This window comes from Robertmurraya korlensis NBRC 107688 (genome assembly GCF_001591645.1).
Lineage (GTDB): Bacteria > Bacillota > Bacilli > Bacillales > Cytobacillaceae > Robertmurraya_A.
This window is the reverse complement of the sequence record NZ_BCVH01000003.1, coordinates 241248-257206: the sequence shown is the minus strand read 5'-3', so window position 1 is coordinate 257206 and position 15959 is coordinate 241248. Positions and strand designations below refer to the sequence as shown.

At 38.4% G+C, this 15959-nt stretch carries 13 protein-coding genes and 1 pseudogene; 1 reads left to right on the top strand and 13 read right to left on the bottom strand.

What is annotated here, in order from left to right; genetic code table 11:
* Positions 1 to 107: 107 nt before the first annotated feature.
* The 11 genes and pseudogenes from BKO01S_RS07610 to BKO01S_RS07565 form a co-directional block, all read right to left on the bottom strand.
* Positions 108 to 1733, bottom strand: a complete 1626-nt coding sequence (locus BKO01S_RS07610; protein ID WP_157077322.1) for a mannitol dehydrogenase family protein — start codon at positions 1731 to 1733, stop codon at positions 108 to 110.
* Between the two features lie 52 nt (positions 1734 to 1785).
* Complete coding sequence (gene uxuA, locus BKO01S_RS07605; protein ID WP_066051218.1) at positions 1786 to 2883, bottom strand: mannonate dehydratase; 1098 nt, start codon at positions 2881 to 2883, stop codon at positions 1786 to 1788.
* A gap of 128 nt (positions 2884 to 3011) precedes the next feature.
* Positions 3012 to 4313 carry an ABC transporter substrate-binding protein gene (locus BKO01S_RS07600; protein ID WP_066051213.1) on the bottom strand — a complete coding sequence of 434 codons (1302 nt, stop codon included), beginning with the start codon at positions 4311 to 4313 and terminating at the stop codon, positions 3012 to 3014.
* A 61-nt stretch (positions 4314 to 4374) separates the two neighbouring features.
* On the bottom strand, positions 4375 to 6495 hold the full coding sequence (locus BKO01S_RS07595; protein ID WP_066051210.1) for a glycosyl hydrolase 115 family protein: 2121 nt from the start codon (positions 6493 to 6495) through the stop codon (positions 4375 to 4377).
* Between the two features lie 48 nt (positions 6496 to 6543).
* Positions 6544 to 7449 carry a helix-turn-helix domain-containing protein gene (locus tag BKO01S_RS07590; RefSeq protein ID WP_066051207.1) on the bottom strand — a complete coding sequence of 302 codons (906 nt, stop codon included), beginning with the start codon at positions 7447 to 7449 and terminating at the stop codon, positions 6544 to 6546.
* Positions 7450 to 7816: 367 nt separating this feature from the next.
* A complete protein-coding gene (locus BKO01S_RS25180; protein WP_369690990.1) occupies positions 7817 to 8119 on the bottom strand; it encodes a hypothetical protein in 303 nt (100 codons plus the stop codon).
* 67 nt (positions 8120 to 8186) lie between these two features.
* Positions 8187 to 8468, bottom strand: a complete 282-nt coding sequence (locus BKO01S_RS25175) for a vWA domain-containing protein (RefSeq protein ID WP_369690989.1) — start codon at positions 8466 to 8468, stop codon at positions 8187 to 8189.
* 81 nt (positions 8469 to 8549) lie between these two features.
* A pseudogene (locus tag BKO01S_RS07580) lies at positions 8550 to 9564 on the bottom strand (macro domain-containing protein).
* A 191-nt stretch (positions 9565 to 9755) separates the two neighbouring features.
* The gene (locus BKO01S_RS07575; protein ID WP_066051204.1) at positions 9756 to 10145 is read right to left on the bottom strand and encodes a thiol-disulfide oxidoreductase DCC family protein; all 390 of its coding nucleotides are present in this window, start codon (positions 10143 to 10145) and stop codon (positions 9756 to 9758) included.
* 373 nt (positions 10146 to 10518) lie between these two features.
* Entirely contained in the window at positions 10519 to 11154 is a 636-nt protein-coding gene (locus tag BKO01S_RS07570) for a hypothetical protein (RefSeq protein WP_066051200.1), read from the bottom strand.
* Between the two features lie 10 nt (positions 11155 to 11164).
* Positions 11165 to 11872 carry a YcxB family protein gene (locus tag BKO01S_RS07565; RefSeq protein WP_066051197.1) on the bottom strand — a complete coding sequence of 236 codons (708 nt, stop codon included), beginning with the start codon at positions 11870 to 11872 and terminating at the stop codon, positions 11165 to 11167.
* 416 nt (positions 11873 to 12288) lie between these two features.
* Here BKO01S_RS07565 and BKO01S_RS07560 point away from each other — a divergent pair, with 416 nt between their 5' ends.
* Entirely contained in the window at positions 12289 to 12690 is a 402-nt protein-coding gene (locus BKO01S_RS07560; protein ID WP_066051195.1) for a hypothetical protein, read from the top strand.
* A gap of 185 nt (positions 12691 to 12875) precedes the next feature.
* On the opposite strand, the gene BKO01S_RS07555 is transcribed toward BKO01S_RS07560, so the two are convergent.
* A complete protein-coding gene (locus tag BKO01S_RS07555) occupies positions 12876 to 13979 on the bottom strand; it encodes a 5-methyltetrahydropteroyltriglutamate--homocysteine S-methyltransferase (RefSeq protein WP_066051193.1) in 1104 nt (367 codons plus the stop codon).
* Between the two features lie 536 nt (positions 13980 to 14515).
* Positions 14516 to 15952, bottom strand: coding sequence for a glycoside hydrolase family 32 protein (locus tag BKO01S_RS07550; protein ID WP_066051190.1), 1437 nt, complete (start codon positions 15950 to 15952; stop codon positions 14516 to 14518).
* Positions 15953 to 15959: the final 7 nt, after the last annotated feature.

Below are 15959 nucleotides of genomic sequence, written 5' to 3'. Positions count from 1 at the left end.
GAGAAAGCCAAATCCTTTTTGGCGTTTTTTATTGCTTAGACTTCGATATATAGTGAAAAAACAGGGTATATCACTCTTGTTACAGAGTCGAGGATTACAGGAGCATTTCATTCTCCAAATAGCTCTCTATTTAAGGTATTTCTCACTGCACCCGGACCTCTAATAAGGAGCTTGAAAAATCCTTTAATTTTATCTCCTATTCCCATTTCAATTAAGTTAACCCCAAAAATTCTTTCGTTTGAAAGAATGGAGTGTAGATGATTATTTACAGTTTCCGGATGCCTAAATTCAACCTTAGAGAGATAAGATTGCAATTCCTCTATAAGAGGGTCTGGGCTAAGCTCCATAGTATTTCCATCATCGTCTACCCCCAACAAGTAACGGAGCCATGCCGCAATCGTTAACGGAATAAAGGTTAACTCATTGACATGGAGGTCATCTCTTTCCACATACGATTTGATCGTCTCTCCAAAACGAATCGCTAGCTTGTGTGAAGTATCCGTTGCAATCCGTTGAGGCGTATCCGGGTTATAAGGATTTGGCAAACGTACTTCTATCACTTCTTTTATAAAATTCATCGGATCAATGATTCCCGGATCGGTTACTGTTTTCATTCCTTCCTCATAGCCTATTTTTTCAACCAAGGCTTTTAGATCTTCATCTCTCATTTCAAGAGCAATAGAGGTATAACCAAGCAGGCAGCCAAAGATAGCCAATGCGGTATGAAGCGGATTCAAACAAGTACATACCTTCATTCTTTCCACCTGATCAACGACTTGTCGTTCAGTAAAGTACACGCACACTTTTTCCAAAGCTGGACGTCCATTCGGGAACCGGTCTTCAATAACCAGATATCCCACTTCCTCTGAATTCACAAAAGGAGCGATTGGAGCACCATTCGGTTTAGGATGAACCAGTTCCGCACTTCCATATCCAATGGCTGTTAATCGGTCCGCAACACTTTTTGAAGGAAGAGGCGTTATTTTATCAATCATACTCCAAGGAAAGGTAATTTTTGTTTCGTCGTTAAGGTAATCAATAAAACCTTTTTCGACAAAGCCCCTTTCCTCCCAAACAGTAGCTACGGTTAAAATGGCCTCTTTCAGCTTATCTCCATTACGAGAGAAGTTATCTGTACTCACTAAGGCTAAAGGAGCTTTCCCATTTTGATACCGTTCGTATAGCAGTGCTGCCACCATTACCATCGTATGCTTGGGATTTCCAAGTCCTTGTTCAACCTCTTCTTTCACCGTTGCCCGGATATCTCCCGCGAGGTCTTTTAAGTCATAGCCTTTTTCCGTAATTGTAAATGTGGTGAATTGAAGAGATGGATTGCAAAATATTTCTTTTAGACGCTCCCACGATTCGGGACCACGATTAGTTGAAATACTTTCAGCCACGCTAGCAATCACTTCCATCCCCAATGATCCATCTGCTTTCATGACAACATGTAAACTTAAATTATCATGAGGATGATAAACTTTTTCAACCAAGTCTCCACTAGAGGTGGATACGACGATAATCCCTTTATTTGTCTCATTACTTTCAATTAATTGTTGCTGAAGAACCGAGTGGAAGGCTCTGAATAAATTCCCTCCACCAAAATGCAGCCAAACAGGATTACTTTTCGTCGCATCCCAAACCGTTTCAAAATCATACTCTGGTGTCTTAATGCCAAGTGCGGCAAATCTGTCTTTTTGTGAATTGATCTCTTTTTTTCCTAATCGTAGCAATCCGATTACCCCATTTTCATTTATTAGGTTCCTTTGGTTTTAAAGGCAGCTTCTATTTGGCATTTTGGAGAACACTAGGAAACTCATTATTCATTAATACATTTGTATCCCAAGCACCTAGTAAATACATAACTCCTAAAGCGCGATCATACAAGCCATATCCAGGTCGACACACTTCATCCCAAATATGTCTGCCATGATCCGGACGGATATATCCGTCAAAGCCATTCTCAAATAGAGCCTTGATAATTCCGGTAATTGGGATGGAACCATCTTCTGTTAGATGGGAGGATTCAATAAAACTGCCGTCACCAACATGCTTCACATTGCGGATATGAGCAAACAGAATTTGGCTAGCGAATGTTCTAGCAATATCAATTGCATCGTTACTTAAACTACCTCCTAAGGAACCCGAGCAAAAGGTGAAACCATTCGAAGGGCTTTCAACAGCACGCAACACATTTTGAATGTCCTGCTTGTTTTTCACAATCCTTGGTAATCCAAAGATCGAAAATGGAGGATCATCCGGATGGATTGCCATCTTTATACCGCATTCTTCAGCAATAGGGCAAATCTCCTTTAAAAAATAGGTCAAATTTTCAAGGAGCTCCTCTTCCGTCACATGCTTATAAAGCTCGAATAAATGTGTTAAATCTCTTAATCTTTCAGGTTCCCAACCAGGAAGCGTTAACCCATTTGTGTTTTCTTCCATATTTTTGACCACCTCTTCAGGTGTCAGAGAGAGGACTTTTTTTGCATCGAAATACAACGCAGTACTGCCATCCTCCGCTTCTTTAAACAGGTCCGTTCGGAACCAATCAAATACAGGCATGAAATTATAGCAAACTACTTTGATTCCAAATTTGCTTAAATTCCTAAGAGTTTGTTTATAAGCTTTAATATAGTTGTCTCTTGAAGGTAATCCGAGCTTGATATCCTCATGAATATTAACGCTCTCCACCACTTCAGTATGCAAGTCGTATTTCTTGGCTTGGTTGACCACTTCTTCTATACGTTCAACGGGCCAAACTTCGCCGACGGGCACATCATGAAGTGCCCAGACGACCCCTTTCACTCCTGGAATCTGACGAATCTGTTTTAAAGTAATCGTATCATTTTCCTCACCATACCATCGAAACGTCATTTGCATGTTAATCACTCCTTATTATTATTCTTCTTAGAAACCTCTAATCGACGTAAAAATTAAGATTCTATCTCCATTCCCGAGTCGGGAGAGATAGAATCTTATCTTACTAGCCAATCAGTTAGGGATTATTTCTAATTTTGACCCAAAACGGCTTCCGCCTGTTGTCTGAATTGTTTTGCCGCCTCTTCTGGTGTTACCACTCCAAAGGCCGTTTGATCAGCAAAGTTCTTTAAAAGGTTGATAACTTCACCTGCTCCTGCTGGATCAGGACCATGGAATGCGGAACTGTTGTTTTCCGCCCAAGCTACATAATCGAAGATCTGTTTTTGGACGGGAGTCAGTAATGGAACTAATGCTTCTTGGACTTTTGGAGATCCAGGAATCCCGCGATCCCCAAGCATTAATTTATTTGCCTCTATATTATTTGTCATGAAGTCAATAAATTTGGCTGCTTCTGATTTATTTTCTGAACTATTAGCCATGGACCAGAACATTCCTGGTTTAATAAATAATCCTTTGTCCGTATCCGGTCCCGGTAATCCAGAGATTTCAAGCGGGCGATTGGCTACTTGTTGGAGCCCTAACAACTGACTAGCCCATTGAACAATACCAATAGATTCTTGTTTAACCACCGGATTATCTTCAAGTCCCTTAACTTGAGCAATAGCGTCAGGTGATAAGATCGATTTATTTTTGACCATATCGGAATACACTGTAAAATACTCTACAAAATATTTGTCTTCCTTATAACCCAAGGCCGTGCCATCTTCACTGTAAAGTCTTTGACCTTTTGTTCGTAAATAATAGTTGAACAATACATCCGGAGCACTACCTGGACCATTATCAATGTACACGCCGGCTGCACTTGCATTTTCCCCCATTGCTTTATAATCATCCCATGTCCAGTCAGATGGGATTTTGTCCATGCCGATTTTCTTTAATACTTCAGGGTCATATTGATAACTGAGAGCGACCATACTGGCCGTTAGTCCGTAATATTTACCGTCAATTTTTCCGCCATTAAGAAAGTTTTCACTGTGGTCTGAAGTGTCAATTTCCTTCCCATAGAAGGGTGTTAAATCGGCTAATTGGTTGTTCGTTGAGTACTCCGTAATATAGGAAAGATCCATTTGGATTACGTCTGGAAGTCGGTTGGCTGCCGCTTGTGGAGCCATCTTCTTCCAATAATCATCCCAGCTAGCGTATTCAGGCTCGATCTTTACGTTAGGATTCTCTTTCTCATAAAGTTCAATGATTTTTAGAGTATAATCATGTCTTGGCTGATTTCCCCACCAGGCTACACGGAGAGTAACCTTTTTATCCTTGTCGTCTTTTTCATCCGAATTAGACTGATTCTGACCTGTTGTACTACTACAAGCGACTAATGAAAAAAATAGAATAAGAGTAAGCAATGAAAGTATCCCTTTTCTCATGAATGGAAGCCCCCTTCGAGATAATGTAAGTGTTTACATTTATTTCTATAAAGAATAAGTATCACAACACAGACCGTAATCCTAGTAAATGATGAAAGGGTCCCTCTTTCTGAAAATATTCCTTCAATCCTCTAGCAAGATCATCATCTGATAGTGGGTTACGATGGGTATTTTCCAAATAAATATACTTCTCTGTTTCTGGCATAAGATATTCCTTATACCATAAGAAAAAATCAGGACTATCGCCTTGCATGCGCAAGTACCGTCTGAGGGTGTCTACATTGGAAACCGTACTCTTAATATTTGTGAGCCAATCGGCTTGGTAAAACCGATTCCATTTTCCATGCTCGGAATCTCGCAAAACTTCTAGTCCCTTTTCATAGCACCATAGGGATTCGGACGCATAGACAAATGCTAGCGGGTAACGCTTGGCACCATACTCTCTGTAAGAGCGGCACAACCAGTAAAACCCTTCGCATCCAGATAAATGGAGTGCCCCGTGAAACTGCAAATGGTCCATTCCCCTTCGCTTATCAGTGACATCAGAAAAATTCGATAGAACCTCATCACACCGCTTAAGCCAAGCTCCCCATTTCTGAATGCCATGCTCCATCAGCTTCTCGAACGCCTTCACTTGCTCATCAAAAGGAACATCTCCTACAGCCCAGAACAATCTCGAATCGGGTTGATGTCCTTTCCCTTGCAGCCAATGACCGATGATTTTTCTTGCCGGGTGGTGATAGTACTCGTCTCCGGCTAAGTCGTCGGAATGGGGTCCGTATGGTATAGCCGCTTCACTGTAGCTTCTGTAGAGTTCCTTCAACTCCTCTTGATTCGAGGAATAATAACGGCTTAGGAAGTGACTTAAATGCTCATCAACGTCAACCGCCCCCTTGCTCCACAACTCTCGAATCAGATCAAGCGCATAAACATGTGGACGAATATTGCCACAGTTCAGAAGCAAATATTCATCTGCTCCAGCATTAAGAGCGGATTCAATTTCCTGTTTGATGAAAGAAGCCGGTCCTGGATACATCGTCAAATGATTGGAAGCCTGCAGATCATGGAAGGTTACATGGTAGTACAAACCATGTTTCCCTATATCACCGGGCCCCGGAAGCGACGGAACTCGTAGATTCATATTCGTATGTCGGCGGGAAACCATCTTCCCATAGCCGTTATCGGCCCAAATCTTAATAACGTCACCAGGCAGTTCCACATAGCCGCCTTTATATAACTCTGCTATTTCACCATATAGCGCTACACAATAAACAGGATTTCGTACAGCACTACTAATCATGTCATACTGCTTTCTAATCACCTTGCTGATCATCGCCCCACGTTTTTCCGACGTATCGAAGGTCGGGTCGTCCTCCCAGAAAGGCTTATCACCTTGGCCTCGGAACGAAAGCACCCAAATAATTTTCTTATCCTTTTGTTCTTCGATTGCCTCCTGCCATAGGCTCTCAAATAGTTCCGGCTCCTCCTGATAGCTAGCTTTTCTTCCCGGAAAAGCGCGTAAAAACATTTCTGCCCCCAGTGGCTCGGCATGATGATGGGTCACCCATAGGCCCATGTCAGTGGCAACCTCATAATGAATTCCATTTCTCGGCAAGTCCGTTCCCGGAATCACCATATTGCCTCCACACCGCAGCAACGCTTCAAAGACGGGCTCCCACACCTCTTTCGAAGGTGGATATGGGTCCTTCCACCCAATCAGAAACACTTCGTCATTCACAAACCAACCACGGTAACGAACCTTAGGCGTGGGGGAGACAAAATCAATACATGGAATCTCTATTTTTGTATGCTTCACGATGGATTGATCCATCCAAAACCAGAACGGCTGTATCCCCAACCATTTTCTGCTGAATTCCAAAATGCCGTAAACCATTCCCAACTCATCATGTCCAACGATATCCATCCAGGAATTTTTTTCATTTGAATGAAATCGAAACTCAAACGTCTCGGGACGTTCCGATTCTTCAGCTATTCGGATACAAATTTCCGCCTCTTTTTCAGGTCCAATGACCAGCTTGGGCTTCTCTCCCAATACGGCTTCAAAATCTCTGATTAATATCTGGATGGCATGCTCAACTGGCTTCGTTCGAATGTCGGGAATTTGTATTCGTACTTGTCCCTTTAACACCAGCTGTTTGTTTTCACTATTATTCACTGTCATATCACCCTCCCCTTATCATCATACTTCAAAGTTTCTGTTTGAAATTTTCTACAGTTGCTCCGTTTTTATCGAAAATTGCTTTTTTACCATGGAATTATACTTTTTCCGAAAAGCGGAGGGGGTCATTCCAGAGTGCTCCTTAAATAATCTGCTAAAGTGAGAGACATTTCTAATTCCGACAGATTGTCCAATAAGAGTCATTGATTTCGGTGAAAACTGTAATAATTTCTTCGCCTCTTCCATCCGTTTGTGTTGGATATAAGTAGAAATCGTGTAGCCAGTGACTGCTTTAAAGCAATGACACATGTAATGTTTATTAATATTGATAGAGTCGGCGATAAAATCCAAATCAATTTCTTCATTAAATGTATTATTAATAATAGATAATATTTGCTCAACATACATTTCTTGTTGGGTCAGGTGTCTATATTGCGTCTGATTATTCATTGCCTGAACCTTCCTATACGCGATAACCAACAACTCGAACAATACTGTGGAAGCCATTGTTTCGTGACCAAACTCGTCTTTATTTAGTTCAGCATTCATTTTGGAGACTAATTTGTCAATCTCATGCTGACCACTTAAATCCAAAGAAATAAGCAGCCCATCATGTTGAAACAATTGTAGAATAGGTTCAAGAATATCACCTGGAAACATACCTACATGACTATCTAAAAAGTTAATCGTTGTTCGAATATAAGGATAAGCTGGATCGGGCTTTGATATATGTGGGGTCTGACCTGGAATTAAGACCATGTCGCCAGTTTGAAGTGGATACACTTGATCGCCAATAATTAAAGTAGCGTTTCCTTTGTAAAAAAGGTAGATCTCATACCCTAGATGAAGGTGTAATTTTCCATCTCCATCAATTCCTTTTTTATGATACTGGAGAAATATACCCTTATTTTGAAGATGATGATCTGTTTCACCGGAATGTGTACGATGCAATGTCATTGGATCCCTACTTTCAGGAGATTTTAGATTCATACATTTGCAGATTCGCTATTTCCTTCAGCTATTATTTTTCCACGTTTGTATTGGTCATGGTAGTCGACATAATTTATAGGATTTTGTTTAAACAGAAAATGAAAGTATGAAGCCTCACTTGATGAGGTTAGTAACCTTTACTATAATCACTTAAAGTAACATTCCGAATGTAGAAAACAGGTTAAATTGTTTAAAAAACAGACATTTTCCAGCGAGCTTCTAAGCTAAAAAAATAAGACTCTGTACCTCATCGTCATGAACGGATACAGAGTCTTATGTAGAGTTTATAATCATTTTATTGGGCGATTAAGATGCAAATTCAAGAACATTACCCCTATTTATCTCTCGAGCGACCCTTATAATCACGTTCAATCCCTTCTTTCCAGCTCCGATCTATGTTCTTCCCGCTTCGTAGTTTTACTACTGCCTCGCTTACCATTTCATAATTTAATTTTGTTCCTACCTCATCAGCATGGTAATCAACCGCGAAGTCCTCAGAAATTCCGAACTGTGCACCCGTTGAAATGGCATCGATATTCGCACCTAGAAAGATAAAATCCCATCCATATTTCTCTTTCTGGTGTGTGATCATGTTTTTTATTTTATCAGGGGTAAATTCACGACTGGCATTTTCCATTCCATCGGTTGTAATGACAAAAAGGACCTTTTCGGCTCGCTCATCCCTACTTGTGTGTTTTTGAACATTAACGATTTTTTGGATAGAGAAGCCGATTATCGAGTAAGGCCGTTGTCCCCCCTACCTCATAGTCCCTTTCAGTAATGGGAGAAATGCCTTTTACACTGATTCGGTCATGTAAGAGTTCATACTGATGATTAAATAATACCGTCGTAACGAAAGCTTCTCCTTCCGCCATCTTTTGCTTTTTAAGCATGGAGTTATAGCCACCGATTGTGTCCGTTTCAAGTCCTGCCATGGAGCCACTTTTGTCTAAGATAAACACTACTTCTGTTACATTCTTTTTCATACTTGATATCCTCCGCTTCATTCGGTTATACATGTAGGATATCAAGATGATTAAAAGGAATGGTCGCTTTGAAAGCGACATTTATGCACCGAGTAAAGGTTGATCAAAAGCAAATAAAGCTTCATTGATTTCGTGAATATTATAATTGCTTTGTTGGATAAAAAATTCAATGATGACATCTACTTTACTGCTACGCGACAATGTATATCCTGCAGCAGACAATAACTCGTTTGTCTCGTGTACATTAAGATGTAACGCAATGGCAAAGGCAAGGGCTGTTTTCTTTGTAGGCACATAATCTACTTTCGTACGAATCTTTGAAAACAAGCGACGATCAATATTCGCCCTTCTATTAGGTTTCTACATCCGTCATCCCTCTTTCATCAATTAACCGAAGCAGACGTTCTGAAAAAGACTCATCCAGTTCCTCTACGAGATGTGCTAGACTATTTTCTATGGGTAAATCACTCTGTTTTTCGTGCAGATTCTCTGGTTGTGCTTCAGACTCTTGTATTTCTTCCAAGATCCATCGGTCTGGTCGAGGATGAAACATAAGTTCTACTTCCTCAACATAATGCTCATCAATATATTCATAGATAGATGACAAAAGCTTTTGACTTAACCCAAAGGAAGTATGATCAAAGACGACTAAATACACAAGCATGTCATGATGCAAAAGGAATTGACTAATGCTAGAAATGGCAATTTGTAACGCTTCTTCTTTTGGAAATCCATAGATACCCGTCGAAATTAGCGGAAAAGCGATAGTCTCACATTTATTTTTCTTTGCTAACTTTAGAGAATGCTCATAGGAATTCTTAAGCAGTTCTGCTTCTTGATGAGATCCACCCTTCCAAATAGGTCCAGGTGTATGTATGATATATTTGGCTGACAAGTGAAACCCTTCGGTTATGACTGCTTGACCAACGGCACATTCCCCTATTTCATTGCATGCCTCGGTTAGCTCATTCACACCGGCAGCCCGAAAAATCGCTCCACAAACACCTCCACCCATTTTTAATTCCGTATTTGCAGCATTTACAATCGCATCTACCTTCATTTTTGTCAGATCATGGCGGACAATCTCTAATGGCATGGCTTTCTCCTCTTTCTTTTGTGGGAGGTTATTAAGCAAAAATGCTAGCATCTATCTTCGGTCAGTAACTTCTTAATCCTCTAACAGCAGTTTTCTTTCAGTATACTAATTTTTGAGATTATTTGAATTCTTAAAAACCTAGAGACTTTCGCTTGTGTTAGGTATTAGAAACATCAATGTGTTCTATCTTTTTATAAAAACCGATTTCTTATTTCAGGCGAGGGTATCATACAGCGGTCATTTTTTCCAAACCATTTGTATCTGTTCTTCGCAAGGATATCGTAGAAATTATCACGAATCGGCTTTGGTATGATTGAAAGTACAAATAATAGCTTCCACCCACCTGATAAATGCTTACAAATTTGAAGAGCTGCTGCTGACTTAATGTAATATTTATCGTCTTTTACTACAATGATACTGTCTATATCACCGGGAACTTGGTGCTTTCTAGTTATTTCTTGCCCTATATCACTCTGTAGAGAGGTAAATTTAAATACTGCTTCCTTATCCCTTTTAATAATGAATTGGACACTTCGATCACAAAAATTACATTCTCCATCAAACAAAACGATATGGTTCATATCCTTCCCCCTTACTGGTGGTCCATTTTATAAGGCCCTAGTTTTTCTTGCTTTTCAATATTCATAATCTCATATGTTTTAGGAAATTAAAAACCCTCTAACCTGTATTTGGCAATTAATAAATGCTTTAAATGGCAGTGGATTTTATGAATGTAAATTAGCCGAAATACGCAGGTAAAGCAAGAATCTGTATATTTTTCGCTCTTTAATTTTATTTTTTATTGTGCTAATGCAAGTCTTTAGGTTCACAATCTTATTTTAAAATTTCATTCTCATTTTTAAATTATTACAGGAATGCTGTCGCGTTTGTCTAAAAGTACAACAAAACACCCTTCTTAATTTTACCAGGAGGGCGTCTTTCTAACTTTGGGATTCATCCTCCATTTGACTTGAGGTCAATCCTCTCTCTCTTGTTCGTTTCATCCTGTAGCCCTCCCCATTCAATGATAAAATACGTTTGTAAAACATCATCTAAGGAAACTGGCTCGTTATATTTATTTAGTATCGGTATTCTAAAGGTATGAGAGGTTTTTTGTCTTGCAATGTTTAACTCCCCTATTTTTACGTCAGTGATTTCACCATTTTTGAGTGTAGGCTTTTCAGGTGTAAGTTCAAACTCATAAATCTTATGGTCTTCGCCAGAAAAAACATCCTTAAAGGAAATATGTGCTTCTACCTTGAAATAATCTGCCATAAAAGTCTGTTTCCCTTTCATAGATATGGTTCCTGGAGCAGTTTGAACTCTCTTGGGGTCGATTTCAATTTTATAGTCGTTTATTTTCCATGTTTCAGATTCCCCTGAGAATGACTTTATGGTTGTCTCCTCGGGTATCCCTAATTTTTTATTTAATTGGGTTTGTGCTCTGTATATATCAATGTGTAGATCGTGCATTTCAAAGGATTTCTCTATTTCATAATCATCAATGTCACGAACGTTCAAAACCATTTGTTTTGCTAAATTTATTTTGTCTTGAGTTAGATTTTCTGTGATTTCCTTGTCTTCACCCACTTTATTTCCTTCAACAAAAAGTTTTTCTACTTCCTTGGGTCGCTTCTTTGAGTGTAACTCCCCAGTCTTGACTTGAAATACCAGTAATCAATATATACAAAAATACTAACATGAGCCTGGTCTTAAATGACCATACACCTGTTCTTTTCATATTTTCGGTTTTATCTATAGATGATGACAAATTAGTGTGTTCTCTAATTAGTTGTTTTAGAAGAGTTTGTTGTTCCTCTGTAAGATTGATAGTTTCTATATTAATAATGATTGCTTTTGTGTCTGTAATATATAAGAAATAGCGTAAATCGTCCTCGCTAACCCTTAAAATATTTTCCCACTTATACGTATTGGTATCCCCTTTACTTTCTATAGAAATTCCTAGATGATCAACATTGACCTCACGCTCATTCAATACGTTAGAACGCTTTATAAAGACAGGGCTACCAGACTGATAATAAGATAATTCAACAAGAGTTGGGTAAATAATAAAAATGAACGAGGCTAGATGAAAAATATAAAAACCCCACTTCGAATATGTTGGGAACAACTCGATGAAGTAAACATCCGGCACATTATAAGTTTTATACAGTATATATAGAAAATAGATTATTGCACTAATTGAACCTACCAACAGATATCTATTCTTCATTTGTCTTGATGTTTCTCTAACATTTTTGCGAAAAGCTAATATATCTTCAGTATTTAACTTTTGTTGAAAGATCATTTTTTTCCCCCAAATCAACTCGTTCGTATAGTATTTAAGTTTCTTAAAATTTTTCCCACTAAAATAAAACAGTATATATTTTAGGAAGAAATTAATCCAAATAATGTTAAGAGTGATGACAAAATAAAACCAACACCTATAAATATAATAATAAATCTTATAAGCCAAGGTAGCTTAGGAGGTGGAAAAAATGCAATAATACCTACCGCTAAGAAAATAACTCCGACAAAAAAGCTGTAGAAAATTCCCAAAAACGCTCACTTCCTCTCCAGTGATTTTCCTTTAGAAGTGTTTACGTATCTATCTGAAATATAGTTTCGCCTTTTTGGTTATCTTTGATTATCAACAATAGAAACCGTTAGTTATAATAGGAGATTTTACAAATATTTGGTAATATATATAAAGGGGCGATTGAAATGGGACAATACACAGGACTATACGTGCTTTTGGGAATAATCTTCATAATAGTAACTTTTAATAGAAATTTATTCTGGTGGGTTAAGGTTACTATTGTAGTTTATTATTCTATTATTTCTTATATCTTTATAACCATTAAAAATAAAATAGATAAAAAATATGAGAATATCGCACCTGTGCCAGATTCTTACTGGGATGAAAATTCGGGTTGGGTATATACGGTGATTGATTATTATTTCTGGCCTCTATTGCTCATTCTCCTTTTTCTCTATTACAAATGGTTTAAAAGCGCGCAAAGTAAGACGACAAAGCTATTAGTGTTAGTAAGTTTGGTTCCATCTGCTGCTATTTTTTTATTTTTTATGTTTATTTTCGGTTTTTCTTACGGGTACAGGCCATAAGGTTTGTACTTTTTATTACATAAGTATGGTCTATTGTTCATTTTTCTTAAGTAATTCTTCTTCGTTGAAAATATAATATAGAAAGGCCTTAGTCCGCCTGGAACAATGAGCCGTTTGTTGGAGAATTAGCTTAAATAAAAATTCAGGCAATAAAAAAGAACACCCGCTAAGGTGTCCGTTAAAACTTATCTCCAAATCTCCTTTGAAATATCTACAATATATTTCAGCTTCGCCCATTGCTCTTCCTCGGTTAAAATATTTCCGTGATGCGTGGAAGCAAATCCACATTGTGGACTGATACATAATTGCTCCAATGGCACATATTTTGTCGCCTCTTCTACACGTGCTTTAATCGTTTCCTTATCTTCTAATTTCCCATGTTTGGATGTGAATACACCTAGTACGACTTGTGCTTCCCCATTCGGTATGTATTCCAATGGTCCGAAATCACCGGAACGATCATCATCATATTCTAAGAAAAACCCATTGACTTTTTCTTTTGCAAATAACGTTGGAGCGATTTTCGCATAACTGCCTTCAAATGCCCATTTCGAACGATAATTCCCACGGCAGAGGTGAGTGGTTACAATGAGATCTTCCGGCTTATCATCTAATACTCCATTCACCACACGAAGAGCTAATTCAATTAAATCTTCACGAGAATAGCCACTATCATTAAATGGAATATTCGGTGCATTTAGACCGGCAATGTAAACATCATCTAACTGTAAGTAACGGCAGCCAGCATCATAGAAAGCTTTGATCGCATCACGGTATGTTTGGATAATATCATTGGTATAATCTTCAAGGTCTGGATAGATTTCCGGGTTACGAATTCCAGCGTTAAATAATTGATTGGGACTTGGAATCGTTTGTTTTGCCACTGCACGGTCCCCAACGATTTCCTTAAATTCGATAAATTCCTTGATATGAGGGTGATCTTGGTTAAACGAGATCTTCCCGGTTACACGCACATCGTATCTTTCCGTTTCTTCTCCCTTGAAGGCAAAACCATGATCTGGAACGTAGCCCTCTACGCCAAGTAAATGTTCGAGAAAATCCGTATGCCAAAATCTACGACGAAATTCTCCATCGGTCACAGCTTTTAGTCCGACTTCGATTTGCTTGTCAACGATGTTTTTAATCTCTTCCGTTTCAATCGCGTATAGTTCTTGTGAAGTAAGATTGCCTGCTTGGTAATCTCTTCTAGCTTTATGTATTTTCTCAGGTCGCAATAAACTTCCTACATGGTCTGCTCGAAATGGTGCTTTCACAAGTGTTTTTGTCATTAATGATCTCCCTCTTCCTTTTAAGAACTCTTAATCTTCTGAACTAAGGTAAGTGTAGCATATGAAAATCATTATAACGTAACACTATATAACTATCTCTCGTTATAACTTTTAGCTATAACCGTGGTGATTTTGTTCAATGGGTTTGGTGAAAATGAGTGTTTTGTTCACTGATTCCACTAATTTCTGGAAACCATATATCCTAAATGATCGTTAAGTTCACTAATTACACTAATTTCTGGAATTCATATGTTCTAAATGATTGTTTAGTTCACTGATTCCACTAATTTCTGGAATTCACATGTTCTAAATGCTCATTTAGTTTACTGATTCCACTAATTCTTGGAATTCATATGTCCTAAATGACCGTTTAGTTCACTATTTCCACTAATATCTGGAATCCACATGTTCTAAACAATCTTCAACCCTCTGCTTTTCGAAAGCTTGTTGAATCAAGTACATTATATCCTCTATTTATGCCGGAATTAAACAATATTAAAACAGCCCTGTCTTTAAACAGAGCTGTTTTATTTTGTTTATTGAGAACGAAACGCCTCGTAACGAACTTCTTTTAATTGGGCTCCTTTTCCTGAAAGGACAATGCTTGTTCCTTTTTCTTTTTCATATGCGGTAAATGTTATGACTTTTTCTCCCTTATTTACAAAGATCTCAACTGAATGAAGATCCACATAAAATTCTAGTGTGTTTTCTTCATTGTTAAAACAGTCACGTACGGTGATTGGTTCACTCTCTCCATAATCAGAAGTAATCACTATCGAATTGGATGATGGATCCACACTCACGCGTGTGGCTGTTTGATCTTCCTTGTTTAATTCAACAACAAACGATTCACTTTTAGATAAAAGGGATAGGGATAAATATCCTGTTCTTCCGCTTTCAATGTGCAAGTCCTCATGTAATGAAACATATTTATAAACAGCAACGGGTGTGAAATAATCGTCATGGTTCATATAAGCTTGCTGAATCAATGTGTGGTTTTTGATGTGTAACTTTCTTGGTAAACTCATCATGCCGTTATAGCCGTACTCTTTTGGTGGTGTTGCTTTTGTCCAACGATGCATCCATCCAATTAACAGTCTTTCTCCGTTATGACCGTCCGTTGTTTGAGGTGCGTAAAACGTTGCATAATCTAGCAAGCCCTTTGCTTCAGGAGTGAATACTCCGTTTTCAAAGTCCATGTGTCCAATTACATAAGACGTCTTTTTCTCTAGTTCTCCATCAAATTCAGGATCGCATGGCATTTCTGAGAAAATTAGCACATCTTTTCCGTCTAGGTGGAAGAGATCTGGACATTCTAGTAACGTATTTTCTTCATATGGCATTTGAAATATAGAAGAATGAAAGCTCCACTGAAGTAAATCTTTTGATTGAAACATAATGATTTCACCACGACGTTTCGTGTTTCTTACCGCTACTACACAGTAATATACCCCGTCGCGCTCTAACACTTTAGGGTCTCTGAAATCACAAATGAGATACCCTTCTGGCAATTCTTTTTCCCCAATCACGGGATTTAAATTCGATTTCTCGAAATGGATTCCATCCTCTGATACTGCCACACACTGACGTTCAGCAATTTGTGATTCATCTTTATCAAACCCTAAGTTAGGATCAATATGACCTGTATAAATGAGATAGAGCTTCCCATCCTTTTCAATCGCACTTCCAGAAAAACATCCGTTTGCATCATACGCTTTGTCATTGGCCATCGCTATGGGGAGGTATTCCCAATGGACAAAATCATTTGTTGTTGCATGACCCCAATGCATGTCATTCCATACAATGTCAAACGGATAATACTGATAAAAGAGCTGGTATTTCCCTTTGTAAAAGGAAAATCCATTTGGGTCATTGAGCCATCCGATTTCTGGTGAAAAGTGAAAAAGGGGGCGGTTATTTGTTTTATGTTTGTTTTCATTGATATAGTCATTTGCTTTTTGTAGTCGATTCATAGGGCAC

What these genes read in the sequence shown, in the direction of transcription:
- uxuA (WP_066051218.1), bottom strand. Translation starts at nt 2,883, where the DNA reads ATGCAAATGACGTTTCGATGGTATGGTGAGGAAAATGATACGATTACT.
- BKO01S_RS07600 (WP_066051213.1), bottom strand. Translation starts at nt 4,313, where the DNA reads ATGAGAAAAGGGATACTTTCATTGCTTACTCTTATTCTATTTTTTTCA.
- BKO01S_RS07595 (WP_066051210.1), bottom strand. Translation starts at nt 6,495, where the DNA reads ATGACAGTGAATAATAGTGAAAACAAACAGCTGGTGTTAAAGGGACAA.
- BKO01S_RS07590 (WP_066051207.1), bottom strand. Translation starts at nt 7,449, where the DNA reads ATGACATTGCATCGTACACATTCCGGTGAAACAGATCATCATCTTCAA.
- BKO01S_RS25180 (WP_369690990.1), bottom strand. Translation starts at nt 8,119, where the DNA reads ATGGAAAATGCCAGTCGTGAATTTACCCCTGATAAAATAAAAAACATG.
- BKO01S_RS25175 (WP_369690989.1), bottom strand. Translation starts at nt 8,468, where the DNA reads ATGAAAAAGAATGTAACAGAAGTAGTGTTTATCTTAGACAAAAGTGGC.
- BKO01S_RS07575 (WP_066051204.1), bottom strand. Translation starts at nt 10,145, where the DNA reads ATGAACCATATCGTTTTGTTTGATGGAGAATGTAATTTTTGTGATCGA.
- BKO01S_RS07565 (WP_066051197.1), bottom strand. Translation starts at nt 11,872, where the DNA reads ATGATCTTTCAACAAAAGTTAAATACTGAAGATATATTAGCTTTTCGC.
- BKO01S_RS07560 (WP_066051195.1), top strand. Translation starts at nt 12,289, where the DNA reads ATGGGACAATACACAGGACTATACGTGCTTTTGGGAATAATCTTCATA.
- BKO01S_RS07555 (WP_066051193.1), bottom strand. Translation starts at nt 13,979, where the DNA reads ATGACAAAAACACTTGTGAAAGCACCATTTCGAGCAGACCATGTAGGA.
- BKO01S_RS07550 (WP_066051190.1), bottom strand. Translation starts at nt 15,952, where the DNA reads ATGAATCGACTACAAAAAGCAAATGACTATATCAATGAAAACAAACAT.